Origin of the sequence: Neorhizobium sp. R1-B (assembly GCF_004368875.1) — a bacterium.
Classification (GTDB): domain Bacteria; phylum Pseudomonadota; class Alphaproteobacteria; order Rhizobiales; family Rhizobiaceae; genus Neorhizobium; species Neorhizobium huautlense.
The window spans coordinates 524,954-550,914 of the sequence record NZ_SOEM01000001.1; the positions used below are offsets into that span (position 1 = coordinate 524,954).

General features: G+C 60.7%; 30 protein-coding genes. 25 read left to right on the forward strand and 5 right to left on the reverse strand.

All coding sequences use genetic code 11. The features are described 5' to 3' along the window. The first annotated feature begins 69 nt into the window (after positions 1-69). The 7 genes from dnaN to EDE05_RS26685 all read left to right on the forward strand — a co-directional run bounded on the left by dnaN (position 70) and on the right by EDE05_RS26685 (position 5,081). Complete coding sequence (gene dnaN / locus EDE05_RS02490; RefSeq protein WP_105370702.1) at positions 70-1,188, forward strand: DNA polymerase III subunit beta; 1,119 nt, start codon at positions 70-72, stop codon at positions 1,186-1,188. A 116-nt stretch (positions 1,189-1,304) separates the two neighbouring features. Further along, on the forward strand, positions 1,305-1,898 hold the full coding sequence (gene pmtA, locus EDE05_RS02495; RefSeq protein ID WP_134099775.1) for a phospholipid N-methyltransferase PmtA: 594 nt from the start codon (positions 1,305-1,307) through the stop codon (positions 1,896-1,898). Further along, positions 1,898-2,500, forward strand: coding sequence for a histidine phosphatase family protein (locus EDE05_RS02500; RefSeq protein WP_132408283.1), 603 nt, complete (start codon positions 1,898-1,900; stop codon positions 2,498-2,500). The genes pmtA and EDE05_RS02500 overlap by 1 nt, the downstream gene beginning before the upstream one ends. Continuing rightward, positions 2,487-3,179: an orotidine-5'-phosphate decarboxylase gene (pyrF, locus tag EDE05_RS02505; protein ID WP_132408281.1), complete on the forward strand. Its 693-nt coding sequence runs from the start codon at positions 2,487-2,489 to the stop codon at positions 3,177-3,179. The genes EDE05_RS02500 and pyrF overlap by 14 nt, the downstream gene beginning before the upstream one ends. Positions 3,180-3,299: 120 nt before the next feature. Then, positions 3,300-3,587: a DUF1330 domain-containing protein gene (locus tag EDE05_RS02510; RefSeq protein ID WP_132408279.1), complete on the forward strand. Its 288-nt coding sequence runs from the start codon at positions 3,300-3,302 to the stop codon at positions 3,585-3,587. Positions 3,588-3,689: 102 nt separating this feature from the next. Further along, entirely contained in the window at positions 3,690-4,670 is a 981-nt protein-coding gene (locus tag EDE05_RS02515) for a complex I NDUFA9 subunit family protein (protein ID WP_134099778.1), read from the forward strand. A gap of 258 nt (positions 4,671-4,928) precedes the next feature. Further along, positions 4,929-5,081 carry a hypothetical protein gene (locus EDE05_RS26685; protein WP_165924080.1) on the forward strand — a complete coding sequence of 51 codons (153 nt, stop codon included), beginning with the start codon at positions 4,929-4,931 and terminating at the stop codon, positions 5,079-5,081. Between the two features lie 48 nt (positions 5,082-5,129). Here the strand turns inward: EDE05_RS26685 and EDE05_RS02520 are convergent, their stop codons facing one another. Continuing rightward, positions 5,130-5,936 (reverse strand): undecaprenyl-diphosphate phosphatase, encoded by an 807-nt coding sequence (locus tag EDE05_RS02520; RefSeq protein WP_112802419.1) that lies wholly within the window; start codon positions 5,934-5,936, stop codon positions 5,130-5,132. Positions 5,937-6,092: 156 nt separating this feature from the next. Between EDE05_RS02520 and EDE05_RS02525 the strand changes: the two genes are divergently transcribed. From EDE05_RS02525 to guaA, 13 genes are all read left to right on the forward strand, one after another. Then, a complete protein-coding gene (locus EDE05_RS02525) occupies positions 6,093-6,785 on the forward strand; it encodes a glutathione S-transferase family protein (protein WP_105370404.1) in 693 nt (230 codons plus the stop codon). Further along, positions 6,766-7,941 carry a tRNA epoxyqueuosine(34) reductase QueG gene (gene queG / locus EDE05_RS02530; protein ID WP_134099780.1) on the forward strand — a complete coding sequence of 392 codons (1,176 nt, stop codon included), beginning with the start codon at positions 6,766-6,768 and terminating at the stop codon, positions 7,939-7,941. The genes EDE05_RS02525 and queG overlap by 20 nt, the downstream gene beginning before the upstream one ends. Then, entirely contained in the window at positions 7,941-8,813 is an 873-nt protein-coding gene (locus EDE05_RS02535) for an SDR family oxidoreductase (RefSeq protein ID WP_134099783.1), read from the forward strand. The genes queG and EDE05_RS02535 overlap by 1 nt, the downstream gene beginning before the upstream one ends. Positions 8,814-9,226: 413 nt before the next feature. After that, positions 9,227-9,607: a septal ring lytic transglycosylase RlpA family protein gene (locus tag EDE05_RS02540; RefSeq protein WP_245519855.1), complete on the forward strand. Its 381-nt coding sequence runs from the start codon at positions 9,227-9,229 to the stop codon at positions 9,605-9,607. An 87-nt stretch (positions 9,608-9,694) separates the two neighbouring features. After that, on the forward strand, positions 9,695-10,984 hold the full coding sequence (locus tag EDE05_RS02545) for an RsmB/NOP family class I SAM-dependent RNA methyltransferase (protein WP_134099789.1): 1,290 nt from the start codon (positions 9,695-9,697) through the stop codon (positions 10,982-10,984). Between the two features lie 134 nt (positions 10,985-11,118). Next, on the forward strand, positions 11,119-12,393 hold the full coding sequence (locus tag EDE05_RS02550; protein WP_134099792.1) for an imelysin family protein: 1,275 nt from the start codon (positions 11,119-11,121) through the stop codon (positions 12,391-12,393). 119 nt (positions 12,394-12,512) lie between these two features. Then, positions 12,513-13,982: a di-heme oxidoredictase family protein gene (locus EDE05_RS02555; RefSeq protein WP_245519856.1), complete on the forward strand. Its 1,470-nt coding sequence runs from the start codon at positions 12,513-12,515 to the stop codon at positions 13,980-13,982. Beyond that, entirely contained in the window at positions 13,982-15,085 is a 1,104-nt protein-coding gene (locus EDE05_RS02560; protein WP_134099798.1) for an imelysin family protein, read from the forward strand. The genes EDE05_RS02555 and EDE05_RS02560 overlap by 1 nt, the downstream gene beginning before the upstream one ends. A 5-nt stretch (positions 15,086-15,090) precedes the next feature. Beyond that, positions 15,091-16,173: a DUF1513 domain-containing protein gene (locus tag EDE05_RS02565; protein WP_134099801.1), complete on the forward strand. Its 1,083-nt coding sequence runs from the start codon at positions 15,091-15,093 to the stop codon at positions 16,171-16,173. 37 nt (positions 16,174-16,210) lie between these two features. Next, positions 16,211-16,663 carry a TspO/MBR family protein gene (locus tag EDE05_RS02570; protein WP_134099804.1) on the forward strand — a complete coding sequence of 151 codons (453 nt, stop codon included), beginning with the start codon at positions 16,211-16,213 and terminating at the stop codon, positions 16,661-16,663. Positions 16,664-16,734: 71 nt separating this feature from the next. Next, complete coding sequence (locus EDE05_RS02575; RefSeq protein ID WP_105370394.1) at positions 16,735-17,184, forward strand: PaaI family thioesterase; 450 nt, start codon at positions 16,735-16,737, stop codon at positions 17,182-17,184. Next, complete coding sequence (locus EDE05_RS02580) at positions 17,181-17,834, forward strand: 5'-methylthioadenosine/S-adenosylhomocysteine nucleosidase (RefSeq protein WP_134099806.1); 654 nt, start codon at positions 17,181-17,183, stop codon at positions 17,832-17,834. The genes EDE05_RS02575 and EDE05_RS02580 overlap by 4 nt, the downstream gene beginning before the upstream one ends. A gap of 39 nt (positions 17,835-17,873) precedes the next feature. Then, positions 17,874-19,463, forward strand: coding sequence for a glutamine-hydrolyzing GMP synthase (gene guaA, locus EDE05_RS02585; protein WP_134099809.1), 1,590 nt, complete (start codon positions 17,874-17,876; stop codon positions 19,461-19,463). Positions 19,464-19,594: 131 nt separating this feature from the next. Here the strand turns inward: guaA and EDE05_RS02590 are convergent, their stop codons facing one another. Together EDE05_RS02590 and EDE05_RS02595 are read right to left on the reverse strand one after the other, a co-directional pair. Continuing rightward, a complete protein-coding gene (locus EDE05_RS02590) occupies positions 19,595-20,101 on the reverse strand; it encodes a ClbS/DfsB family four-helix bundle protein (protein ID WP_134099812.1) in 507 nt (168 codons plus the stop codon). A gap of 127 nt (positions 20,102-20,228) precedes the next feature. After that, on the reverse strand, positions 20,229-20,792 hold the full coding sequence (locus tag EDE05_RS02595; protein WP_208325199.1) for a methylated-DNA--[protein]-cysteine S-methyltransferase: 564 nt from the start codon (positions 20,790-20,792) through the stop codon (positions 20,229-20,231). 185 nt (positions 20,793-20,977) lie between these two features. On the opposite strand from EDE05_RS02595, the gene EDE05_RS02600 reads away from it, so the two are divergent. Beyond that, positions 20,978-21,652: a 2'-5' RNA ligase family protein gene (locus EDE05_RS02600; protein ID WP_134099818.1), complete on the forward strand. Its 675-nt coding sequence runs from the start codon at positions 20,978-20,980 to the stop codon at positions 21,650-21,652. Positions 21,653-21,733: 81 nt separating this feature from the next. Then, a complete protein-coding gene (locus tag EDE05_RS02605) occupies positions 21,734-22,243 on the forward strand; it encodes a VOC family protein (protein ID WP_134099821.1) in 510 nt (169 codons plus the stop codon). Here the strand turns inward: EDE05_RS02605 and EDE05_RS02610 are convergent. Together EDE05_RS02610 and EDE05_RS26690 are read right to left on the reverse strand one after the other, a co-directional pair. Beyond that, a complete protein-coding gene (locus EDE05_RS02610) occupies positions 22,240-23,676 on the reverse strand; it encodes a methyl-accepting chemotaxis protein (protein ID WP_112802387.1) in 1,437 nt (478 codons plus the stop codon). The genes EDE05_RS02605 and EDE05_RS02610 overlap by 4 nt on opposite strands. Positions 23,677-23,804: 128 nt before the next feature. Further along, a complete protein-coding gene (locus EDE05_RS26690; protein WP_165924078.1) occupies positions 23,805-23,966 on the reverse strand; it encodes a hypothetical protein in 162 nt (53 codons plus the stop codon). A gap of 174 nt (positions 23,967-24,140) precedes the next feature. On the opposite strand from EDE05_RS26690, the gene EDE05_RS02615 reads away from it, so the two are divergent. From EDE05_RS02615 to EDE05_RS02625, 3 genes are read left to right on the forward strand one after another with little or no spacing between them, the layout of a single operon-like run. After that, positions 24,141-24,494, forward strand: coding sequence for an ArsC family reductase (locus EDE05_RS02615; protein ID WP_134099824.1), 354 nt, complete (start codon positions 24,141-24,143; stop codon positions 24,492-24,494). Positions 24,495-24,498: 4 nt separating this feature from the next. Further along, on the forward strand, positions 24,499-24,972 hold the full coding sequence (ybaK, locus tag EDE05_RS02620) for a Cys-tRNA(Pro) deacylase (protein WP_134099827.1): 474 nt from the start codon (positions 24,499-24,501) through the stop codon (positions 24,970-24,972). Between the two features lie 8 nt (positions 24,973-24,980). Beyond that, a complete protein-coding gene (locus tag EDE05_RS02625) occupies positions 24,981-25,871 on the forward strand; it encodes an MBL fold metallo-hydrolase (RefSeq protein WP_134099830.1) in 891 nt (296 codons plus the stop codon). Positions 25,872-25,961 lie beyond the last annotated feature (90 nt).

Consider the following 25,961-nt stretch of genomic DNA (forward strand, 5'->3'; position numbering starts at 1 on the left):
GCCTTGGAGCCGGCACAATATCAGGGTCCGGCCCTGCCGGATCCGTCACGGTCGAAAGCGATAGCGTCCATGCGTATTACTCTTGAGCGGTCCAACCTTCTGAAATCGCTGAACCACGTACATCGCGTGGTCGAGCGGCGGAACACGATCCCGATCCTTTCCAACGTGCTGATGCGCGCCTCGGGCAACAGCCTCGACCTGAAAGCGACCGACCTCGACCTCGAGATCACCGAGTCCCTCCCGGCCATGGTGGAGAATGCGGGAGCGACGACGGTTCCGGCGCATCTGCTTTATGAAATCGTCCGCAAGCTGCCCGACGGTTCGGAAGTGCTGCTCGCGACCAATCCGGACGGCGGCTCCATGACCGTACAGTCCGGCCGCTCGAAGTTCTCGCTGCAGTGCCTGCCGGAATCGGATTTCCCCGATCTCACCGCCGGCAGCTTCACACATACCTTCAAGCTGAAGGCGACCGATCTGAAGATGCTGATCGACCGCACGCAGTTCGCGATCTCCACCGAGGAGACTCGCTATTACCTGAACGGCATCTTCTTCCACACGATCGAGGCCGGCGGCGACCTGAAGCTTCGCGCCGTCGCGACCGACGGACACCGCCTGGCCCGCGCCGATGTCCAGGCGCCGGCCGGTTCGGAAGGCATGCCGGGGATCATTATTCCCCGCAAGACGGTCGGCGAATTGCAGAAGCTCATGGACGACGCCGAGGCAATCGTCACCGTCGAAGTTTCCGACGCGAAGATCCGCCTGACGATCGGCACGGTGGTGATGACTTCAAAGCTGATCGACGGCACCTTCCCCGACTACCAGCGGGTTATTCCGACCGGCAACGATAAGGAAATGCGGGTCGATTGCGAAAGCTTCACCAAGGCGGTCGATCGCGTCTCCACCATTTCCTCGGAGCGTGGCCGCGCCGTCAAGCTGTCGCTTACGGACGGTCAGCTCATGCTGACGGTCAACAACCCCGATTCCGGCAGCGCTACGGAAGAAGTGGCAGTCGGCTACGACAACGATCCGATGGAAATCGGCTTCAACGCCAAATACCTGCTCGACATCACGGCGCAGTTGTCCGGTGATGATGCGATCTTCATGCTGGCGGATGCCGGCTCTCCGACGCTGGTACGGGACACGGCCGGCGACGATGCACTCTACGTCTTGATGCCTATGCGCGTCTAATCATCGAAGCGGCTGGCAACCAGCCGCTTTTTTCATGACCTACGCCAGATGCGACATTTGCTCTTGCCTTTGCGGCATGAACATCGGCATAAGGCATTCAAGAGGGAGGACAGACGATGGAATTGCGTCTGAAAGAGCGGCTGGGCCGCAAGTTCGATGAGGAAATCCGGTTCTTCAAAGGCTGGATCGACGGACCGAAACAGGTTGGCGCCATTCTTCCGACTTCCTCCGTCACCGCGAAACGGATGGCAAGCGTCATCAATACCGGGTCCGGTCTGCCTGTGCTGGAACTGGGCCCCGGCACGGGCATCATCACCAAGGCTATCCTGAAGCACGGCGTTCGGCCTGAGGAACTCGTCTCCGTCGAATATTCGACGGACTTCTATCAGCATCTCCTGAAGGCCTTCCCCGGCGTGAATTTCATCAACGGCGACGCCTTCGACCTCGACCGCACCTTGGGCAATTTGAAAGACACGACCTTCGACAGCGTGATCTCCGCCATTCCGCTGCTGAGCTTCCCGATGGAGCGTCGCATCGCCCTGCTGGAAGATCTGCTCGACCGCATGCCGGCGGGCCGGCCGATGATGCAGATCACCTATGGCCCCATTTCGCCGATCATCGCCAATCCGGACCGCTACAAGATCAAGCACTACGATTTCGTCATGCGCAATATTCCGCCGGCGCAGCTGTGGACCTATACGCGCCCCTGATGTTCGGCCTCTACATCACGCATCCTCAGGTTCGGATCGACCCCGGCGTACCGGTGCCGAAGTGGGGACTTTCGGATATAGGACGGGGGCGCGCCGAACAGGCGAGCCGTTCGGGCTGGGCGAAAAAGCTCGGCCGGATCGTTTCCAGCGATGAGGTGAAGGCAACCGAGACGGCAAGAATACTCGCCTCGGCGGCCGGCATCGAGGTCGAGATCTTCCCTCGCATGCACGAGAACGACCGGTCCGCCACCGGCTTCCTGCTGCCACCCGAATTCGAAAAAGCGGCGGACTGGTTCTTTGCCCATCCGCAGGAGAGCTTCAAGGGCTGGGAGCGGGCTGTCGACGCGCAAGCCCGGATCGTCTCCTCCGTTGTTCGGATCCTCGACAGTCATGATCCCGACGTGCCGATCGCCTTCGTGGGCCATGGCGGTGTCGGCACCCTTCTGAAATGCCACCTTCTCGGCCTGCCGATTTCGCGGGACCGGGATCAGCCGGGCGGCGGCGGAAATCTCTTCCACTTCACCCTTGCGGATCGAACCGTCTCATGCGACTGGACGGCAATCGAGACATGGCAGGGAGTTCAAGCCGATGAACGCACGTAACCGTCTGATCGTAGGCCTCGACATCCCGACCGTCGGCGAAGCGGAAAAGATGGTCGCGACGCTCGGCGACAGGATTTCCTTCTACAAGATCGGCTACCAGCTCGCTTTTGCCGGCGGGCTCGAATTTGCCCGCGACCTTGCCAGAGACGGCAAGAACGTCTTTCTCGACATGAAGCTGCTCGATATCGACAATACGGTGGCGAAGGGCGTCGAGAATATCGCCAAGATGGGCATGACCATGCTGACCCTGCATGCCTATCCGAAGGCGATGCGTGCCGCGGTCGAGGCAGCAGAGGGCTCCGGCCTGTGCCTGCTTGCAGTGACCGTCCTGACGTCGATGGACGAAACCGATCTCATTGACGCCGGTTACGAATACGACCCGCATACCTTGGTGCTGCGCCGCGCCGAACAGGCGCTTTCAGCAGGCATGGGCGGCATCGTCTGCTCGGCGGAGGAGTCGGCTGCGGTTCGCAAGATCGTCGGCCCGGATATGGCGGTCGTCACACCGGGCATCCGGCCGGCCGGCTCGGACGCCGGGGATCAGAAGCGGGTGATGACGCCCGCGGACGCGCTGCAGGCCGGATCGAGCCATCTCGTCGTCGGTCGCCCGATCGTCAAGGCCTTAGACCCGCAGGCGGCGGCGGAGGCCATCCTGGCCGAGATGCAAACCGTCCTCTAGGCTCCTCCAGGGCCTTCCCGCCACAGCAATCCGGCATGATGGCGATTGTCGGCCTTGATCATCTCGACCCGCGCACAATTTCATCGAAGCCCGCTCACACGCCGTATTGGAGGAATTCTCATGGCCAAGGGATACTGGATCGCCCGCATCGATATCCGCGATCCGGAACGTTATAAGGATTACGTTGCCGCGACGAAGGCCCCCTTCGCGAAGTACGGCGCGAAGCCGCTTGCCCGCGGCGGTCCGTTCACCGAACTGGAAGGCAAGGCGCGGGCGCGCAATGTGGTGCTCGAATTCCCCTCGGCACAGGCCGCGATAGACTGCTATAACTCGCCGGAATACCAGATCGCCGCGAAAATCCGCCAGGAAGCGGCGGATGGGGAACTGGTTGTGGTCGAAGGCATCTGAAGCCTCGAAACCAAAAGCGATGCGGCAGTGTGGGTACTTCCACCTCTGCCACGATTCGGCTAAAGACCATTCAACCCTTCCAATCGGCTCCCGGAGCATGTCATGACCGTCAGTAACCTTCCGCCCCTCGTCACCGTCTTCGGAGGATCCGGGTTCGTCGGGCGGCACGTGGTCAGAACGCTCGTCAGGCGGGGCTATCGAGTGCGGGTCGCAGTGCGCCGTCCCGATCTTGCAGGTTTCCTTCTGCCGGCCGGTTATGTCGGCCAGATCGCGCTCGTACAGGCGAACCTGCGTTACCGTCAGTCGATCTTCCGGGCTGTAGAAGGCGCTTCTCATGTGGTGAACTGCGTCGGCATCATGTTCGAGTCAGGCCGCAACACGTTCGATGCTGTCCAGGATTTCGGAGCCCGCTCGATCGCGGAAGCCGCCCAGGCGGCCGGCGCCAAGCTCACGCATATCTCCGCGATCGGCGCCGATTCGAACTCCCCTTCCTCCTACGCCCGCACGAAGGCACGCGCTGAGGCGACCATCCTGTCGCTCCTTCCGGATGCCGTCATCCTGCGCCCGTCGATCATGTTCGGCCATGAAGACAGCTTCTTCAACAAGTTCGCCGCGATGGCGAAGGTCTTCCCGGCGCTTCCGCTCGTGGGCAGCGGCAGGACAAAATTCCAGCCGGTCTATGTCGAAGATGTCGCCGAGGCCGTTGCCCGTTCGGTGGACGGCACGATAGCCCCCGGCAAGATCTATGAGCTGGGCGGCCCTGAGGTCATGACCTTCCGCGAATGTCTCGAGACGATGCTGCGTATTACCAACCGCTCCAATGCCTTGGTCTCGCTGCCTTTCGGCATTGCGTCGCTGATCGGCAGCATCGCGTCGCTCATTCCCTTCGTGAAGCCGCCGATTACCAGCGATCAGGTGAAGCTGCTCAAGGTCGATAACGTCGTCTCCGAGGCCGCCGCCAAGGAAGGCCGTACGCTTCAGGGGATGGGCATCCGTCCGACGCTCGCCACATCCATCCTGCCATCCTACCTCGTGCAATATCGCCCGCAGGGCCAATATACCGGGTCCGGCCGGGCCGCCTGATTTTTCTTTGCCTTGCCGAGACTTTACTTACCCTTGCGGAAAGACCGACTGCTCGCCTAAAAAGCGAGCAGTCTTTTGTTTTGGCTTATCTTTCGAGCATGAGATGTGGCACAAAGGCCGCACAGACCAATGCAGTGGCGTTAACGCCGGATTCAGCAAAATCCTTTATTGAATTCCTTGAATGCGAGCAATAAAGCTCGCCTCCCAACAAGACATTCAATCGTGACGATCAAACCATCCTTGGAAAGGCATTCCTTCATGGGCAAGCCCATCGCGCTCTTTTTTGCATGCGCTGCACTGATCATCCTGGCGGGCTCCTTCATGGCCCCGAAGACAGACGCAGCCACCAAGAGCGGATGCGCGCCGGCCTATGGCGTCGACCCGTGCAGCACGGCGTCCATCCAGCACTAAGGTAACCTGATCCGGCTACAAGGCGGCCTCTCGGCCGCCTTTTTTCGTTCATGCTCCCAGGAGAAGCGCGATCAGGCCTGCGACGCCGACGATGATCCGCCACCAGGCGAAGGGCGCATAACCTCGGCTCGATACAAAATCCAAGAGGGAGCGCACGACGATGAGGGCGGTGGCGAAAGCGGCGATAAACCCCACGGCAATTACCGCGCCGTCATCGAAGCTCAACGCTGCGCGGTTCTTATAGAGATCCAACGTGAACGCGCCGAGCATGGTCGGCATGGCGAGGAAGAAGGAAAACTCCGCTGCCGAACGCTTGTCGGCGCCGAGAAGCAGCGCGCCTACGATGGTCGCGCCTGAACGGGACGTGCCTGGAACCATCGCAAGGCATTGGAAAAGCCCGATCTTGAACGCGAGCGACGGCGGATAGTCCATCACGTCGTGATAGACCGGCCGGAACTTGATCTTGTCGACCGCCAGCAGCACAAGCCCCCCGAGAATCAGCACCACGCAGATCAGCATCGGTGTTTCGAAGAGAACCGTCTTGATGAAATCATGCGCCAGAGCGCCGATGACGGCCGCAGGCAGGAAGGCGATGAGGACGGTTGCGACAAAACCTCGGGCCTTTGCGCTGCTGGGCAGGTCGGTGGCGATCTGCAGAAGCTTGCGGAAATAAACGAGCAGGATAGCCAGGATCGCACCCAGCTGAATCAATACGGCGAATGTGTTGCCTGGAGATTGAAAACCGAGAAAATGGCCGGCTAGCAGAACGTGGGCGGTGGACGATACGGGAAGAAACTCCGTTAGCCCCTCGATCAAGCCAAGAACGAGGGCGCTGATAATGGACTGATCCGCCATTCTTAATCCTTTATTGAGTAGATAAGGGCAGTTTTAAGCACTCTATGAGCCATTGCTTGTCTTGGCCCTACCAAATCCATATAGCTGTCATATGTCAGGCGGGCGCGTAAAGCAGCCTTACCCTTCCTAGACAATGTTCGTGAAGTTCAAATATCCATGCCCACTCTCTACCATCACTCCATGTCTTCGGCCTCCCGCTTCGTCCGGCTGATTCTGGCCGAATACGGGTTTCAGGCGGATCTGGTCGAAGAGCAGCCTTGGGAAAAGCGTCGCGAATTCCTGACGCTCAATCCGGCGGGCACCCTTCCCGTCTATGTGGACGACAGCATGAGAGTACTTTGTGGCCCTTCCGTGCTCTTGGAATTTCTGGATGAGACGCATGGCGTCTTGAAGCGCGACCGCCGGCTGCTCGCCGAAGACCCATGGCAGCGCGCCGAGATCCGCCGGTTGACGGAATGGTTCCTCCAGAAGATGGAACAGGACGTGACGCGTCCTCTGACCCGCGAGCGAATCTACAAGCTGCAGATGACGGCCGCCCAGGGCGGCGGTGCACCGGATTCCAAAGTGCTGCGCACCTCGCGCGCCAATATCAGGCAGCACATGAAATATCTCTCGTGGCTCGCGGGCTCGCGGCCCTGGCTCGCAGGGGATCGATTGAGTTACGCAGACCTTGCCGCCGCGGCCTCCATCTCGGTGCTCGACTACCTCGGCGAAATCGAATGGGCCGAAACGCCGGTGGCCAAGGATTGGTATCAGCGTCTGAAGTCCCGCCCCTCCTTCCGGCCGCTGCTTGCCGAACGCATCCGCGGCATCACTCCGGTATCTCACTATGCGGACCTTGATTTCTGAAGCCACGGCGCGAGAGGAGGACAAGGCACGGAGGCGGCGGGAGAAGCTGACCGCCTTCGTCCGCGAGGAGGCGGCCGCGCAGGGCTTCGACCTCTGCCGCATCACCGGCTCCGACAGCATTCCCAGAGCTCCCGAACGGCTCGGCGCCTTTCTGGCTGATGGTCACCATGCCACGATGGAATGGATGGCTGAGACCCGCGAACGGCGCGCCGACCCGAAAGTACTCTGGTCGGAGGTGCGGTCGATCGTCATGTTCGGCCTCAACTACGGGCCGGAGGAAGATCCACGCGGCATTCTCGAGAAGCCCGATAAAGCGGCGATCTCCGTCTATGCCCGCAACCGCGACTATCACGACATCATCAAGGGCCGGCTGAAGGAAATCGCCACGCGCTTCGCCGCCCGCGCCGGCGAGGACGTCAAAGTCTTCGTCGATACGGCTCCTGTCATGGAAAAGCCGCTGGCTGAAGCGGCCGGAATTGGATGGCAGGGCAAGCATACCAATCTCGTCAGCCGCACCCACGGCTCCTGGCTCTTCCTCGGCAGCCTGTTCACAACAGCTGACCTTCTTCTGGACAAGCCAGAGGACGATCATTGCGGCTCCTGCCGCGCCTGCCTCGACGCCTGTCCGACCGCCGCCTTTCCGGCACCTTACCGGCTCGATGCGAACCGCTGCATTTCCTATCTGACCATCGAGCACAAAGGGCCGATCGACGCGGAATTCCGCCCGCTGATCGGCAACCGCATCTATGGTTGCGATGATTGCCTGGCCGCGTGTCCCTGGAACAAGTTCGCGGCAAGCGCTTCGGAAATGAAGCTCAAGGCGCGGGAAGACCTGAAGGAACCGGAGATCGCCTTCCTGCTGACATTGGACGATCCGACGTTCCGCACCTTCTTCAGCGGCTCTCCCGTCAAACGCATCGGCCGGGACCGCTTCATTCGCAATGTGCTGATCGCCGCCGGCAATTCCGGCGATGCCTCGCTGGTTGAGCGTTGCCGCGAGCTTGCGGACGACCCTTCGCCGGCGGTGCGCGGGATGGTCATATGGGCTCTGAAACGCCTGATGCCTGCCGACGAATTCCTGCGATTTGCGCAGAAACGCCTTCTTGAGGACGAGCCCGAGGTGGTGGATGAGTGGAAACTGGCGGGAGTGGCCTGATGCGCGTAATGATTTTCGGATGCGGTTATTCCGGCCAGGCAATTGCCGAGGCCTTTGAAGCGGAAGGCGCGCGGGTTTCCGGCACCGCGAGGAGCACCGACAAGGCGCAGGATCTCGCAACCAAAGACATTCATGCATTCGTCTTCGACGGCAGTGCCTTCAGCAACGAACTCCTGATCGAACTGAGGGAGGTTACGCATCTCGTTCAGTCCATTCCGCCTGGCAAGGAAGGCGACCCATTGTTGAAACTCCTCGCGAGACAGCTCCGCGAACTTTGCCCGAAGCTTCAATGGATCGGCTACCTCTCCACCGTCGGCGTCTACGGCGACCACGGAGGAGGCTGGGTGACCGAGGAGACGCCCGGCAGCCCGATCCTCGGCCGCTCGATCGAGCGGGTCGATACCGAGGAAGCCTGGATCTCCGAGGGCAAAGGCGGCGGCATACCGGTGGCAATCCTGCGGCTTGCAGGAATTTACGGACCGGGCCGCAACGCCTTCGTCAATCTTGCGCGCGGCACGGCGCGGCGCATCATAAAGAAAGACCAGGTCTTCAACCGGATCCGTGTCGAAGACATCGGCGGCGCCGCCTTGTTCCTCGCAAAGCGCGAGATGGAAGGCATCTATAACGTCACGGATGACGAGCCCGGTCCGCCGCAGGACGTCATCATCGAAGCCGCCCGGCTGATGGGTGTCGAGCCCCCTCCGGAACAGGACTTCGAGACAGCCGACATGACTCCCATGGCCCGGTCCTTTTACGGAGCCAACAAGCGCGTTTCCAATGCCAAAATCCGCGCGTTGGGGTTCCAGTTCCGCTTCCCGAACTACCGCATGTCACTCGACGAGATGTGGTCGACAGGCCGATGGAGAGGATAATTTTCCCATTTTGAAACGGGTGAAAATTCCATCTTCAGCCACTCTCCTGGTTATTATTTCTTAGGATCTGCGGCAACTGGCCATAATATTTGTCCAAATGAGGCAAAGAATCTTGCATCGCAACAAATTTTTTTCCGCGATTTTCGTGATCGCCCGCGACGCGACCATCATCTCGGAATAGCTTTCCTCTTTCTGCCTGTTTTTAAAGGTTTTCTTCCTAGAAAGGTTAGCTGGCTTCTTAAACGATTCAGTAGAATTCCGATCACAAATGTTACACTACGTAATACTCCGTGATCAAAAGTCCCACTTTTCCGCCACTTTTGGCCCCGCTTAGCCATTCTTGCACGCAACGTGCAGGGACCAATCGAACGGGGACGACCGACTTGACAACAATTCGACGCTCGACTTTCGCCGTGGCCGCAACTGCTTCTTTTGCACTTCTCGGCTCCGCGCAGGCCAATGCTGCGCCCGGGTGCGGTCACGCATCCTGGTACGCTCTGACTTCCAAGACGGCATCCGGTGAACGGATGAACGCTTCGCTACTCACCGCCGCTCATCGCTCGCTGCCTTTCGGCACCAAAGTAAAGGTGACGAACAAGCGCAACGGCAAGAGCGTCGTGGTACGGATCAATGACCGCGGACCATTCATCCGCGGACGCGTGATCGACGTTTCCAAAGCCGCAGCCAAAGACATTGGCATGGTCAGCTCCGGCACCGCGCAGGTCTGTTATCAGATCGTCGACGCCGGTACCCAGAAGATCGCCGGCAAAGGCCTGAAAGAGATCGACGGCTGAGCCTCGGCGGCCTGCCCGCCTCTTGCTCTTCGGACCAATCGCGGCTAGGAGCCCTCCCATACGGGTGCAACCGACACGGAGAGCGACATGCGACTGGGCGGACGAGTGGCCGGAGCCATAGAGGTTCTGTCCGATATAGAGACGCGGAAGCGGCCTGTCGCCGACGCCCTCAAGGATTGGGGCCTCGCACACCGTTTTGCCGGCTCGGGCGATCGCGCAGCTGTCGGAAACATCGTCTATGACGCCTTGAGGATGCGGCTCTCGCATGCCTGGATCATGGACGACGAGAGCCCGACTGCTCTCGCCTATGCGGTCCTCATCCGGCAATGGGGCCTCTCGCCCGAGGCTCTGCATGCCGAGTTCGCCGATGACCGCTTTGCGCCGCCTGCTCTTACCGAAGCGAACCTTTCGGCACTTGCCTCCCGCAATCTCGAGGATGCGCCGCTCCATGTTCAGGGCGACATCCCGGACTGGATACAGCCATCCTTCGAAGCCAATTTCGGCGAGGACTGGCTTGTCGAGGCCAAGGCACTCAACGGCCGGCCGACCCTCGATCTCCGCGCCAATACCCTGAAGGCGTCGCGAGAGAAGGTCGTAAAGGCGCTGGAACGCTCAGGTGCCAAACCCGCGCGCATCGCCCGCAACGGCATTCGGATTGCCGCCGGCGAAGGAGCATCCCGTCTGCCCAACGTCACCGCCGAGCTTTCGTTCCAAAAAGGGTGGTTCGAAGTTCAGGACGAAGGATCGCAGATCGTCGCCGAGCTCGTGCAGCCGGGCGAACATGACCAGGTTCTCGACTATTGCGCAGGCGGCGGCGGCAAGACTCTCGCCATGGCGGCCGCGATGCACAACAAGGGGCAGATCCACGCCTATGACGCCGACCGCAAGCGGCTCGCTCCGATCATCGAACGGCTGCGCCGAGCCGGCACCCGCAACGTTCAGGTCCATGACGACGCACGTCAGCTCGAGCCCCTGAGAGGGAAAATCGATGCGGTTCTTGTCGATGCGCCTTGCACCGGCACGGGAACATGGCGTCGGCGTCCGGACACGAAATGGCGCCTGACGCCCAAAAACCTGGACGAGCGCATCGCACAACAGCAGGAGGCGCTGACGGAAGCGGCAGCCTTCGTGAAGCCGGGCGGCGCGTTGCTCTACGTCACCTGCTCGATCCTGCCGGAAGAGAACGACCGGCAGACAGCCCGGTTCTGCGCGGAGAACCCGCAGTTTTCGGTGGTACCGACCGAGCCGCAATGGGAGCAGGCGTTCGGAAAGGATGCTGCCCTGCCACGATCGAAGGATCATCTCTCCGTCACGCTCACCCCCGCAAGCACCGATACCGACGGTTTCTTTTTCTGCCGGATGCAGCGAAAGCGTTGAACAGAGCCGGCAAGGCGAAACGGCCTCTCCTTCTTTCAAAACGTTCTAAACTAGATCGTTTGACACCAGTTTCCATTTGCGCGAAGAACTCGATCGAGCGGCCAGGGAACCTCGGCCGCTGAAGGAGAGGGACCATGATCCGCAAGACCGTTCTGAGCGCCGCACTGGCGCTTTTTGCCGCCTCCGCGGCCTATACCGTCACGCCGGCAAAGGCCGCCGATGCCGCCGCCGTCCTCAAGCATTATGCCGAGCTCGCGCATGCCAAATACGAGGACTCGCTGACGACGGCCAAGAAGCTCGACGCCGCAATCGATGCGCTGATCGCCAAGCCGAGCGACGAAACACTGAAGGCCGCCAAGGCCGCCTGGATTGCGGCGCGCGTTCCTTATCAGCAGACGGAAGTCTATCGCTTCGGCAACCCCATTGTCGACGAATGGGAAGGCAAAGTGAATGCCTGGCCGCTCGATGAAGGCCTCATCGACTATGTCGACGCCTCCTACGGCAAGGAAAGCGACGAGAACGAACTCTATACCGCCAATGTCATCGCCAATCCGAAAATCAAGGTCAACGGCGAAGAGATCGACGTTACCAACATCACGCCCGAAACCCTTCAGAGCCTGCACGAAGCCGGCGAGATAGAGGCAAATGTCGCGACCGGCTATCACGCAATCGAATTCCTTCTGTGGGGACAGGATCTGAACGGCACAGGCGCGGGAGCCGGCAAGCGCCCCTTTACCGATTACGACAAGGCCAACTGCACCGGTGGAAACTGCGACCGCCGCGCCGCCTACCTGAAGGCTGCATCGACCCTGCTTGTAACCGACCTCGAGGACATGGTGAAAGCCTGGGCCCCCGATGGCGACGCCACCAAGAACGTCACAGGCGACCCCAAGGCGGGGCTGTCGGCGATCCTTACCGGCATGGGTTCGCTATCCTACGGCGAACTTGCCGGCGAACGCATGAAACTCGGCCTTCTGCTGCACGATCCGGAAGAAGAACACGATTGTTTCTCGGACAATACCTATGCGTCGCATCTCAACGACGCGATCGGCATCAAGTCGGCCTATACGGGCGAATATCTCCGGGTCGACGGTACGAAGCTGAAGGGACCCTCGGTTTCGGAATTGGTCATCGCCAAGGACAAGGCGCTCGACACCGAGATGAAGAGCAAGCTCGATGCGACGCTCGCCGCCATGAACGCCATGGCTGATCGGGGCCAGAAGGTCGAGGCCTATGACCAGATGATCGGTGAGAACAATGTCAAGGGTAATGCCGTGGTCCAGAAGGCGATCGACGGCCTGATCGATCAGACCAAGACGATCGAGCGCGTCATTGCGTCGCTGGATCTCGGCAAGATCGAGCTTGAAGGTTCCGACAGCCTTGATAATCCTGACGCCGTTTTCAAGTAATTTCCAATAAAGGCGGGTCGCGGCTTGATGAGCTTGCGGCCCGATGACCGATGAGAGCGCCCATATCCTCGCTGTTCCTGCTCCCGCTTGTTTCGGGCGCTCTTCTTCTCGCGCCGCTGATGGCCATCGGCGGTGAGACGCTTTTTCCGACATCACGCACGGATATCAATCCGAAGGATCAGCGACGTGTGGAAAGCGTCACGCGGCCCGCAACCGATTTTTCCAAGCCGGAGCAATTCGAGACGATGCAGGGCGGCGCGGCGACGACCAGGGCGCTCGTCAACGGAGACGCCTTTTCGCATTTTTCCGCCAATCTCGATTTCGACGAGGAAGAAAAGTTCAAGCTCGGCAACGCGTTGTTCCGCAAGCTCTGGGTTTCCTCGCCCTCCTCGACCCAGGCTTCCGACGGCCTGGGGCCGCTCTTCAATGCCCGGGCATGCCAAAGCTGCCATCTGAAGGATGGACGCGGGCATCCGCCCGAAGGTTCTGCGGATTCGACTTCCATGTTCCTCCGGCTTGCCCGCCCCGCCCGCACGGACGACGAGCGCGAGGCGATCGCCGATATCCGAAAGCTCAATTTCCCCGACGCGACCTATGGTGAGCAGTTGCAGGATCTGGCGGTGCCGGGCCTGAAATCGGAAGGCCGGATGCAGATTTCCTACGAGGAGATCCCGATAACGCTTGGTGATGGGGAGGTGGTGCAACTGCGCAAACCCACCTATTCCGCCGTCGATCTCGGCCATGGTCCGCTCGAAGGAGACGTGACGTTATCGCCGCGCGTGGCGCCTCCGATGATCGGCATGGGCCTCATCCAGGCGATCCATGAGGCGGATATCCTCGCCAAGGCGGATCCCGACGACAAGGACCGCGATGGGATATCGGGCAAGCCCGCGCTGACACGCGACCACAAGACGGGCGACCTGAAACTCGGCCGCTTCGGCTTCAAGGCCCAGAATGCCTCCGTCCGGGACCAGAGTTCCGGAGCCTTTGCTGGCGACCTTGGCATTTCAACGCCGGACAAACCCTTCGATCATGGAGATTGCACCAAGGCGGAAGCCGAATGCCTTGCGATGCCGACCGGCGTGCAGGAAAGGCTCGGACCGGTCGAAGCGCCGGATCCCGTGCTGGAACTCGTCACCTTCTATTCCGAGAATCTAGCGGTGCCGGCAAGACGCGATATCGCGGACCCCACCGTACTCAGGGGCAAGGAGCTTTTCTACCAGTCCGGTTGCACTGCCTGTCATACGCCGAAATTCGTCACCCGCCGCAATGCAGGCAACAAGGCGCATGCTTTCCAGCTGATCTGGCCCTATTCGGATTTCCTCCTGCACGACATGGGCGAAGGTCTGGCCGACGGGCAGCAGGTCGGCGTCGCCGACGGCCGCGAGTGGCGTACCCAGCCGCTTTGGGGCATCGGGCTGACCGAAACCGTCAACGAACACACCTTCTTCCTACATGACGGGCGAGCCCGCAACCTTACGGAAGCCATCCTCTGGCACGGCGGAGAAGCGCAAAATGCCCGGGATGCATTCGCCTCGTTTTCCAAAGACGGCCGCGCCGCGCTGGTCAAATTCCTGGAGTCGCTCTGATGCGCATGATCCTTGCCGCAGGCCTGATCTCGCTCCTGCCCGCCATGGCTTTGGCACAGGAGAGCGAACCCGCATCCTCGATCGATCTACCGGAAGCGGAGGTCTCCAAAGTCATGACGGCGGCCGTGGACGGCTTTATACGGCCAGGCTACAGCGCCTTCCATCGATCGGCGGAGAAGATGACGTCCGTCGTGAAGACGCTCTGCGGGACGCCTTCGGCGGCAAATCACGACTCTGCCAAGAGCGCCTTCCGTGCCACCGCGGTAAGCTGGGCTCACATAGAGATCATTCGGGTCGGGCCTGTCATCGAGCAGAACCGCTTCGAACGCATCTTGTTTTATCCCGATCGCAAGAGCACCGGCCTCAAGCAGGTTCAGGGCATCTTGTCGAAATCGGATGAAACGGCCACCGATCCCGCCACGCTTGCGACGAAGAGCGTCGCGACGCAAGGTTTCGGCGCCCTGGAATATCTCCTCTTCGGCACCGGGTCGGACGCCCTTTCGAGGGAGAAGAACGGCTTTCGCTGCCGCTACGCCGCTGCTGTCGCTGGCAATATCACCAATGTTTCCGAGGAGATTTCCGGCATCTGGGATGCGCCGAACGGCATTCAAGAAGCCTGGAAACAACCGGGGCCTGCCAATCCCGTCTTCCGCACCGGCGGCGAGGCGGCCACGGCGCTCCTCGGCATCCTGGTGCACGGCGCCGAAACCGTGCGCGATCAACGCATCGAGACCTTCTACAAGGGACCGGAAAAGGCGAAATTCCCCAAACAGGCACTGTTTTGGCGCTCCGAAACGACTTGGCCTTCCGTCAAAGGCAATATCGAGGGTCTGGCGGCATTGCTGGAAGCGTCCGGGATGGCGAACCTCCTGAAGCAATCCGACCGGCCGATCCTCGCCTCCACAAAGGCTCTCCTCAAATCCATGGCCGAGCTTTCAGAGCAGGTAACACCCGACCTTGAAAGAGCGGTGGAGGATCCAAAGGAGCGCGAAAAGCTCGACACGCTGCTCTTCCAGGGTCGCGAGGTGATTATCAGCCTGAGCGAGGGTTATGGCGGCGCGATCGGCCTCGGCTCCGGCTTTTCCTTTTCGGATGGAGACTGACGGCCATGTGGCGCGGCAAGGCGATCGACCGGCGCGGCTTCCTGAAGGCGGCGGGTATATCTTTTACTGCCTCGCTTTCGCCACGCTCGCTGATGGCGCTGGAACGGGCCGATGCAGTCTATGCGGCGGGCTTTCGCGAATCTGACGGTTCCTTCGGCATCGCCACGATTTCCGAGCGCGGCGAAATCATCGATCGAGCGTCACTACCCGCTCGCGCCCACGGCTTGGCCCATAGCTCAGCCACCGGCCGTACCGTCGCATTCGCCCGACGCCCCGGTACATTCGCCATGGTCTTCGATCTGTCGAGGCAGACGGAGCCGGTCGTCATCACCTCGCCCGAAGGCCGGCATTTCTACGGCCACGGGCACTTTTCGCCCAATGGCGCCCTGCTCTACGCCAGCGAGAACGATTTCGACGGCAATCGCGGCATGATCGGTGTCTACGACGCGCGAGACAAGTTCCGCCGCATCGGCGAATTCGACGCGCATGGTATCGGAACGCATGACATGACCGTCTCGGATGATGGCACGCTCCTGGTCATCGCCAATGGCGGCATCGAAACCCACCCGGACTTCGGCCGCACCAAGCTCAATCTCGACCATATGGAACCGTCGCTGGTCCTGCTCGATGCCGGGACTGGTGCGCTCGTCCAGCGGCACGGCCTGCCCCCCGCGCTCCGCCAGCTTTCGACCCGGCATCTGGATATCGGCGCGGATGGCCGCATCTGGTTCGCCTGCCAGTGGGAAGGCCCGCGCAACGCACTGCCGCCACTCGCCGGCTGGTTCTCGGAAGGCGAGGACCTCTCGTTCGTTTCGCTGCCGGAGGAGACCACCATCCGGCTTGGCAACTATGTCGGCGCGATCGCCGTCAATCGCCGCGAAGGCATCGTCGGCATGACGTCCCCCGTCATCGGTGCGGCCGTCACTCTCGACGCAGGGACCGGGGCCGTACTGAAGGAAGAGCTGGTCCGCGACGCCGCCGGGGTTGCCCCCGCAGCAAGCGGCATCGCCGTTTCCTCCTATGACGGCCAGTTCAACGAGACCCGCAGCAAGGTGGCCTGGGATCAGCATATTGTTCGATTGGCGTGATCTTTTTCCGTCGGCGCATCGCCCTAATTGCAGCCTCATGAACAAGATCCTCATATTTTTCATCTTCATCCTGGCCAGCGTGGCGATCGGCGCGCTGAGTGGCCTCAGCAACCAGCCCGGCGAATGGTACCAGTCGCTGAACAAGCCTTTCTTCAATCCCCCGAACTGGGTTTTCGGTCCGGTCTGGACCGTCCTTTATGGCATGATCGGCGGGGCGCTTGCCGCTACCTGGTATGATGAAGACAACAGGCGTCGTCTGCAGATCTTCGCCGTTCAGGCCGTCCTGAACCTCGCCTGGTCGCCCGCCTTCTTTGGTCTGCAGAGCCCTAGGCTTGGTCTCGTCATCATCGTGCCGCTGCTGATCTCGATCCTGCTGTTCATCGCCGCAAGCTGGCGGCCGAACCGCTGGGCGGCCTGGCTATTTGTCCCCTATGCCTTCTGGGTCGGCTTCGCGACGTTGCTCAATCTCGCGATCGTTCTCCTGAATTAACGACGTCAACGGCCCCCGCTTGCGGAACACTTTTGCCCATGCCAATTTCGCAGCTGCGAAAGGGATGAAACATGGACGGGAGAGATACGGGCGATTTTCGTCAACGCGTCAGGCAAAGCTTCGCACGCCAGGGCGCCATGGGCCTGCTTGGGGCGGAGTTGGCACGCGTCGAACAGGCCATGGTGGAGATCGAGCTGCCGTTTGATGCGAAGCTCACCCAGCAGCATGGCTTTCTGCATGCCGGCGTCATCTCTGCCGCGCTTGATTCCGCCTGCAGCTATGCCGCCTATACGGTGATCGAGCCGGAAGCCTCCATCCTGACGATCGAATTCAAGGTGAACCTGTTGTCGCCGGGCCGCGGCGAACGGTTTCTCTTCCGCGGCGAGATCACCAAGCCGGGATCCACGATCATCGTCGCGGATGGCCGTGCCTATGCCATCGGAGACGGTCCCGCCAAACTCATCGCCTCCATGACGGGCACCATGATGGTGATCCGCGGCCGGGAGGACATCATCGGATGATCACCGCACTTTCCATGGCCGAACCGGCGGTCGCCAGCGGCAAATCCATTCTCTTCGTCATGGCGGTCGACGCCGAATACGGCCCGGCGCTCCGATCCCGCATCAAACCGCTGATGACCGGTGTCGGGCCTGTCGAGGCCGCGATTGTGTTGAGCCATGCGCTGACGAAGCTGGAGGCATCGGGCAAGCTGCCCGATCTTATCGTCTCGCTCGGCTCGGCCGGTTCGCGCAGTCTCGAGCAAACCGAAATCTACCAGGTTTCCTCGGTCGCCTATCGCGACATGGACGCCTCGCCGCTCGGTTTCGAGAAAGGCCGGACGCCTTTCCTCGAACATCCGGCGACCATGCCGCTCCTCTTGCGCATCCCCGGCATTCCGGACGCCTCGCTTTCGACAGGCGGCAACGTCGTCTCCGGCGCCGCATACGATCTCATTGAAGCCGACATGGTGGATATGGAAACCTTCGCAGTGATGCGCTGCTGCCAGCTTTTCGCAATTCCCCTGATCGGCCTGCGTGGTATTTCGGACGGAAAGGAAGAGCTCAAGCACGTCAACGACTGGAGGGAATATCTGCACGTGATCGACGTGAAGCTGGCGGACGCGGTGGACGGCCTTTTTAACGCGCTTGAGAATGGCAAATTGGTCCTCTGAGCAGTTGCGTTAAAAACAACTTTTCTTTAAAGGCTCGCCATGACCCAAAACACGACCTTGGCAGCTCATCCCGACAGCATCCTCATCATCGATTTCGGCAGCCAGGTGACGCAGCTTATCGCGCGTCGCATCCGCGAATCCGGCGTCTACTGCGAAATCCATCCGTTCCAGAACGCGGCCTCCGCGTTCGAGAAGCTTCGGCCCAAGGGCGTGATCTTTTCCGGTGGTCCGGCCTCCGTGACCTCGGAAGGCAGCCCGCGTGCGCCGCAGGCAGTTTTCGACTCCGGCGTTCCGATCCTCGGCATCTGCTACGGGCAGCAGACGCTCTGCCTGCAGCTTGGCGGTGAGGTGGAAGGCGGTCACGCAGCAGAGTTCGGACGCGCCGACGTGGAGATCAGGGCAAAGAGCCCGCTCTTCGATGGTTTCTGGGAAACGGGTAACCGTTATCCGGTCTGGATGAGCCATGGCGACCGCGTCACCAAGCTGCCCGAAGGTTTCGAGGTCATCGCGACGTCCGAGAACGCGCCTTTCGCGATCGCCGCCGACGAGAGCCGGCACTACTACACGACCATGTTCCATCCTGAAGTGGTGCACACGCCTGACGGTGCGAAGCTGCTTTCCAACTTCGTGCACAAGATCGTCGGGCTGAAGTCGGACTGGACGATGGCGGCCTATCGCGCCGAGATGATCCGCAAGATCCGCGAACAGGTCGGTTCCGGCCGCGTGCTCTGCGGCCTCTCGGGCGGCGTCGATTCTTCGGTCGCGGCAGTGCTGATCCACGAGGCGATCGGCGACCAGCTCACCTGCGTCTTCGTCGATCACGGCCTGATGCGCCTCAACGAGGCGGAGGAAGTGGTCAAGATGTTCCGCGACCACTACAACATTCCGCTCGTGCATGTGGATGCCTCCGACCTGTTCCTGACGGAGCTTGCCGGCGTCTCTGATCCGGAAGTGAAACGCAAGACGATCGGTCGTCTGTTCATCGAGGTTTTCGAAGCGGAAGCCAACAAGATTGCCGAAGACGGCAAAGGCGCACCCGCCTTCCTCGCCCAGGGCACGCTTTATCCGGACGTGATCGAAAGCGTCTCCTTTTCCGGCGGCCCGTCCGTAACGATCAAGAGCCATCACAATGTTGGCGGCCTGCCTGAGCGCATGAACATGAAGCTCGTCGAGCCGCTCCGCGAACTCTTCAAGGATGAGGTCCGCGCGCTTGGCCGCGAACTCGGCCTGCCGGACCGTTTCGTCGGTCGCCACCCCTTCCCGGGTCCGGGACTTGCGATCCGCTGCCCCGGCGGCGTGACCCGCGAAAAGCTCGAGATCCTGCGCAAGGCGGACGCGATCTATCTCGACGAAATCCGCAAGGCCGGCCTCTACGACACGATCTGGCAGGCTTTCGCCGTGCTTCTGCCGGTGCAGACGGTCGGCGTGATGGGCGACTATCGCACGTACGACTTCGTCTGCGCACTGCGCGCCGTCACCTCGGTCGACGGCATGACGGCGGATTTCTACCCCTACGACATGAACTTCCTCGGCCGTACGGCCACCCGCATCATTAACGAGGTGCGCGGCATCAACCGGGTCGTTTATGACGTGACGTCGAAGCCGCCCGGCACGATCGAGTGGGAATGATTTCGGCTTAACCGGGAGTATCCAAATCCGACGGATAGCAGACGACCGTCGGCTCAGTTGGAGCAACGTCTTTCACCCACTGGCGCGGGATGAAATCGCTTGACGGGTGCTATGAACATTCGCGCTGAAGATCAGTTCCCAGACAGGTCTGACCGGAGGCAAGCGCGGATCCATTTCGCAGCCGATCTATAGTGCGACGGGCCGGCCGCCTCAGCCCAGCGCCCGGTCGTCCACGGGCTGTTTCCGCCTTTCATTGGACCAGCATAAAGATCATCGTCGTCGTGACGATCGATGAAGTCGAGAAGTCTCTGATGAGAGCCTTCCAGTGACGCCCGCGCGTCAAGCCAGCTGAGATCCGCCTGCCTTGCCCGCAGGTCGGCATTGAAGGTTTTGAGGTCGGACCATTTGTAGCCCTTCGCGGGAATATCGACCTTTTGCCCGGTCTGGCCGTCACGATACCAGCCAAGGAACAGTTCGATCCAATGGGCCCGGTGAGCGACGACGTCCTTGATGGACGTATCGTCTTCGCGTTTTCTCATCGCCTGCTCTTCGCCGATCCTATCGATCAGGCTCCTGAGCTTGACATATTCCTCGACGGTGATTTCTTTCAATTGGGCTTTGGCGGCGGCGGCAGGCATGTCCTTCCTCCTTTCCCGCTTTCTACCATGCCTGCCCTTGCAACAGGTTGTTCTGTGTCAACCGACGCGAGTGCAAAGGCGACCTGAACATCGGGTCGCCCTTTCCGCGAAGACACGCGTTCCGGGCCTAGAAGCCGAGCGATTGCTGGGCCGGTTCCGACGGGCCGAGCCTGACGCCTTCCAGCTCGAGCATGCGTGCTTTGGACATGGCGCCTCCGGGCGCCGAGAAGCCGCCCAGCTTGCCGCCGGCGGCAAGCACCCGATGGCAAGGAATGATCAGCGCCACGGGGTTCCTTGCCATTGCCTGGCCGACATCCCGGGCAGCCTGCGGGCCTGCCCCCAATTCCTTGGCGATGGCGCCATAGGTCGTGGTATGGCCCCAGCCCACCCGCCGGGCGGCGGAATAAATTTCCCTGAAGAAATCGTCCTGATCGTCGAGATCCAGCGTGAAGCGTGAAAAATCCACCGATTCGCCGGCAAAATACCGCTTCACCGCCTCCACGGCTTCGTGGATTTTTACCGTCGGTTGTCCCGGCTTCGCCATCGGCAGGCGACGGAGAAGCAGCCGTTCCGTCGACTCCGCCGCCTTCGTGGGGAGCTGAAAGCGCGTGATCCCCTTGTCGTTCCACGCAATGCCGCAGAAACCGCCGGCCGTTTCAAAAACGAGATATTGATGCGTAGCCATGGGCAGACCTCCACATGTCGATCCTTCCAAAATCGTCCTTCGCCCAAAGAGTTTCAACCCGTTTCTTACTTCGAAGGAGACTATCCTCACGAAAACCTCGCCGACGTCGCCGGCGCAAACGTTCTTCTTTTGTTCTTTACTAGAGGCATCGATCCCTTTAATCTGCGTCCAACTCAAATCGGAGCACGGAGATGGGAAGCAGGGGGACGAATCGGAAAGTTGCGACCGACCAGCTGCCGCTGTTCGGCAGCGACGGATGGCCGTCGATGCCGGTTTTCCCTGCCCGACCGGAAAGCAGTCTGATGTTCGTCCTGCGGCCTACAAACCCCGTGGCCTTGCGGATGCATGAGGATGCCGCAACTCATCTGGCGGTTCAGCGCGGACGGGACGCTTATCCGCCACATCTCCTGCATATGAGCCTGCTCTGCATGGGGCGGTTCGACAAACCTCCTTCACGGTTGATCGAGAGAGCCAGGGCGATCGCGGCCGGCATTCAGGCGCGACCGATCCCAATAACCCTCGACAGTGCCGGCTTGTTTGGCAACAGTCGCCATCTTGCCCTTTATCGTCCCAAGGGCAATGCCATGGTTGGCCAGTTCGTGAGGATGCTCGGGCGTGCCTTGGCACAACACAATCTTCCGAGTTTTCAGGCGAGCGCGCTCATGCCGCATGTAACGCTTGCTTATGATTGCAGGAATATCGAACCCCTGCCTCTCACGCGCAACTACGCGTGGATCTCCGGCGAATTCATGCTCGTCTATAGCTATCACGGCCAGACCCGCCACGAAGAACTCGGTCGATGGGCGTTCGATCCGAAAGCCGTACCTTACCCACCAAGCTTCGAACAACTGAGACTGATGGCCTAAAGGCATAAATATTTTCGGAGCGATGTCGGATCGGCTGGTTCCGCCACGTTCTAAGAACGTCACCCGATAGAGGAGAGAAAAATGGCCATCGAGAAGCACAAGATCGTTCCGCATCTCTGGTTCGAAGACAATGCGGAAGAAGCCGTCAATTTTTATGTATCGGTGTTCGAAAACTCCCGCATCACCGAGGTTTCTCGTTATGGCGATGCCGGACCGCGGCCCAGGGGGCAGGTCATGGCCATGGGTTTCGAGCTTGAAGGCCAGAGCTTTGCCGCGATCAACGGCGGGCCGTGGGCAAAGTTCAACGGCGCGGTGTCCTTTCTCATCCATTGCGAGACGCAGGAGGAAATCGACGCATATTATGAAAAGCTCGCCGAAGGCGGGCAGGAACAGCCCTGCGGCTGGTTGACCGACCGGTTCGGGCTCGCATGGCAGGTCAACTACGCCAGACTGCCGAAAATGCTGACCGACAGCGATGCCATGCGGGCCAACCGGGTCATGGAGGCGATGCTGTCGATGAGGAAGATCGACATCGCCAGGCTTGATGCAGCCTATGAAGAGAGTTCCACGTTGGAGGCAGCGCGGGCTTAGACCCGGATCGCCAGGCGCAGGCCACCCCAATGACGGCCGTTCACGGTGATCGGCGCGGAAATGTCCTTCATCAGCACGAACTGGCCGCCGCCCATGTCGCGGCGGTAAGTCTGCAGCAGAAATGGTTCCTTGTTGCGGCCCGCGGCGAGCCCGACGCGGTCGTTGAAGATGCGCCGATTGCGGCAGTTGGCGGTGTTCCAGGTCGGATCACCGGGACGCGGGCGCTGCGAGAACTTGCGATTGTGGGTCGGCAGATAGCCGTTTTCGTCCACAGCGGCACAGAAGGCGATCCGTTCGTCGGCTTCCGGCGCGCCTTCCTGGATCGGCGGCAGGACCGCGTCCGTGAACTCGGTAAAGCGGGTCATGTATTGAACAGGATCCGTGCCGGGGATCGCCGCATATTGCCGGTCGAAAAGCGAGGCCATGTCGATGCGGCCCGATCTGACACCTGCTTCGAAAGCGGTCGAGACGTCGGCGGCAAGCTTTATCACCTGCCGGATGTAGGGACTGTCCGGCGTCTCGACGCCGGCGTTGGCGGTCGCCTGGATCATCCGTTCGGAAATCGTCACCATATCGCCGACACGGGCGGAGGTCTGCTGAAGCTGATCGTTGGATTTCAGGATCGCGCTGGCAGCTGAGGCAATCGAGGAGGCGAATTCGCCGCATTGCCGGTCGACGGTTTCGGTGGTGCCCGCCAACGCGGATGCGTTGTCGAGGATGCGTGTCATCACGTCTTCGACGCCCTTGAAGGAGCCCTGCACTTTCATCGCAGTCGTCTTCACGCCTTCGGCGGAGCGGCTTGCGCCCTCGCCGGCCGCCACAAGCCGGTCGATGCGGCTGTTCAGCTGGTCGAGCGTCGCCTGAATGGAACTGGTCGTCTGAGAGGTCTGCAGCGACAGCGCCCGAACCTCGGCCGCAACCACCGCAAAACCCTTGCCCGCATCGCCTGCGCGCGCCGCCTCGATCGCCGCGTTAAGCGCCAGAAGGTTCGTCTGCCGGGCAATCGTGCCGATCGCATCCGCCAGCCGCCCGACATCACCCAATGCGGAGGAAAATAGCTTGATTTCCGCGCCGATCTCCTGCGAGGCATTGACCATATGATCGATGGCGGTGACGGAACCGGAAAGCTGCTCGGCCTGCGCGCCCAGAACCTGGCGGGCGCTTGTGGTCAATTCATCGGATTCATGCAGTGAGCGAGCGATCTGGCCGTTGACTTCGGCGATCGATTGGGCCGACTGCGTCAGACGCCCCAGAAGCGCTGCATGCTGCGAAGACTGGGCGGCGGTATCCTGTACAACACCCGCGATATCGACGAGGTGGAGACCGAGAGCCGAAGCCTCACCAGCCAGCTTTACGACGGAATTCTTCAGGACTTCGGCATCGAGCGCGTCCGCATCCGGCCGCTCGGCTATTTTCAGGACCTGCCCGCTCACCTCAACCTCCAAAATATTAGGAGATAATAGGATAGCTATGGTTAACGGACAGTTTCCGCGCGCAATGCGCGCGAAACTATACTTTCGGATGAAGCCGTTACACTCGCGGCTGTTTCGCCGGAAGCCAGTTAAACGAGCTGATCAAAAGCCTTGGGGTCGATGCCGAGGGTGTTAAGATCGTGGCTCTTCGGGCGACGATGGTTTTCTACGGCAGCCGAAACTGCAATTGCGGCGCTGACGACGGCAAAGGCCCGGCCAAATGCGCCACGGTTCTTCTTCTGTGCGATCATGACAATCTCTCCTTTTCTTTCCGCTAAAATATGAGCTCGGACCCTCGTTTGTGCAACGCACAACAGCACAGGGGAGCCATGCAACCGTCACATAACGCCGATTGAGCCAGATCAACGACTTGCATGAGGAGGGTGCCTGTTGATATCGATCCCTCTCGGCACATGGGGTATTCGATGGCGATCACGATCTACGGCATCAAGAACTGCGACACGATGAAGAAAGCGCGGGAATGGCTCGACCGCAGAGGTGTCACCTATGACTTTCACGACTACAAGATCGCCGGTATCGAGCGCTCCAGTCTGGAAGACTGGACCAGCCGCGCCGGCTGGGAAACCGTACTGAACCGGGCGGGAACCACCTTCAAGAAGCTCGATAACGCCGACAAGGCCGGCCTTGACCGCCAGAAGGTGATCGATTTGATGGCTGCTCAGCCTTCGATGATCAAGCGTCCGGTGCTGGAAGCCGATGGCAAGCTGATCGTCGGCTTCAAACCCGAGATCTACGAAGAGGCGTTCGGCGGGAACTGAAGTCATGTCGAAGACAACGCGTGCCACGCAGACCCTTCAGAAGGCCGGTGTCGCCTTCACGACCGTCACCTATGACTACGACCCGAATGCCGACCGGATCGGCCTGCAGGCGGCCGAAGCGATCGGCGAGGAGCCTTGCCGGGTGCTAAAGACGCTGATGGCGGAGGTGGACGGCAAGCCGGTCTGCGTCGTCGTGCCGTCCGATCGTGAGGTTTCGATGAAGAAGCTCGCCGCGGCCTTCGGCGGCAAGTCGGCCGCGATGATGAAGCCTGCCGAGGCGGAGCGCGCCACCGGCTATCATGTCGGGGGCATCAGTCCCTTCGGTCAGAAGAAGGTGGTTCCGACGGCAATCGAAATCGCTGCGCTCGACGAGCCGCACGTGTATATCAATGGCGGGCAGCGCGGCTTGCAGGTCAGGCTTGATCCAAAGGCCGCTCGCGATGTGCTGAAGGCGGTTGCCGCCCCATTGGTCGCATGAGGCTTGCGATGCTTGAAATGACCGAGACGCTTCGCATCCTTGAACCCTATCCAGGCATCTTCGCCTATTACGACGGCCGCGTCGCGGGCAAGCGGCTCCATGCGCAAGCGGCCAACTGGTTGGACGACGGCGCCTATTCTCTCGGCATTGCCTCCTATGCCCTGATCGACCGGGACGAGGCGCTGGTCTACGACACGCACATCTCCATCAAGCATGCCCAGGCGATCCGGCATCATCTGCAAGGCCTTGGCGTCACCAGGATCCGCGTCGTGCTGAGCCACTGGCACAAGGATCACATCGCCGGAAATGCAGTATTTGCCGATTGTGAGATCATCGCGCTGCGGCTGACCGCGGAGAAACTCGAGCAGAACCGCGACAAGATCGAAAACGCCAATCCGCCGATCCAGCCGTTCGTCATGCCGATAACGGTTTTCGAAGGACGGCTCGAATTCACGGTCGGCCATCGCAATGTGGAACTGCATCACTTCGCGATCCACAGCGCCGATGGCAACGTGCTCTGGCTGCCGGATGAAAAGCTGCTGTTTGCCGGCGATACGCTCGAGGATACGATCACCTATATTTCGGAAGCGGCCGAGATCGGAACCCATATCGCCGAACTCGCGCGAATGCGGGACTGGCCGATCGGAAAAGTACTGCCAGCGCATGGCGATGCGGATCGTATCGCCTCCGGCGGCTATGGACCAAGCCTGATCGACGCCAACCATGCCTATCTTCAGCGGGTGGCGGGCGCTTTCGCCGCCGGCAAACCAGTCGAGCCGTCGCTCCGTTCCTTCGTCGCCGAGGAGATCGCCTCCGGCGCGGTGATCTATTTCGCGCCTTACGAGGACGTCCATGCAAATAACATTGCAGCGCTCGAAGCCGCGCTGCGGCAAGGGTAGCGGATTCCAAGATGAAGCCCTGAGCCGGTTTCTCGGGCTCGCGTCTTCATTTTCGCCCCAAAGCTCTTTAAGTTTCAGGAACCGGATAGA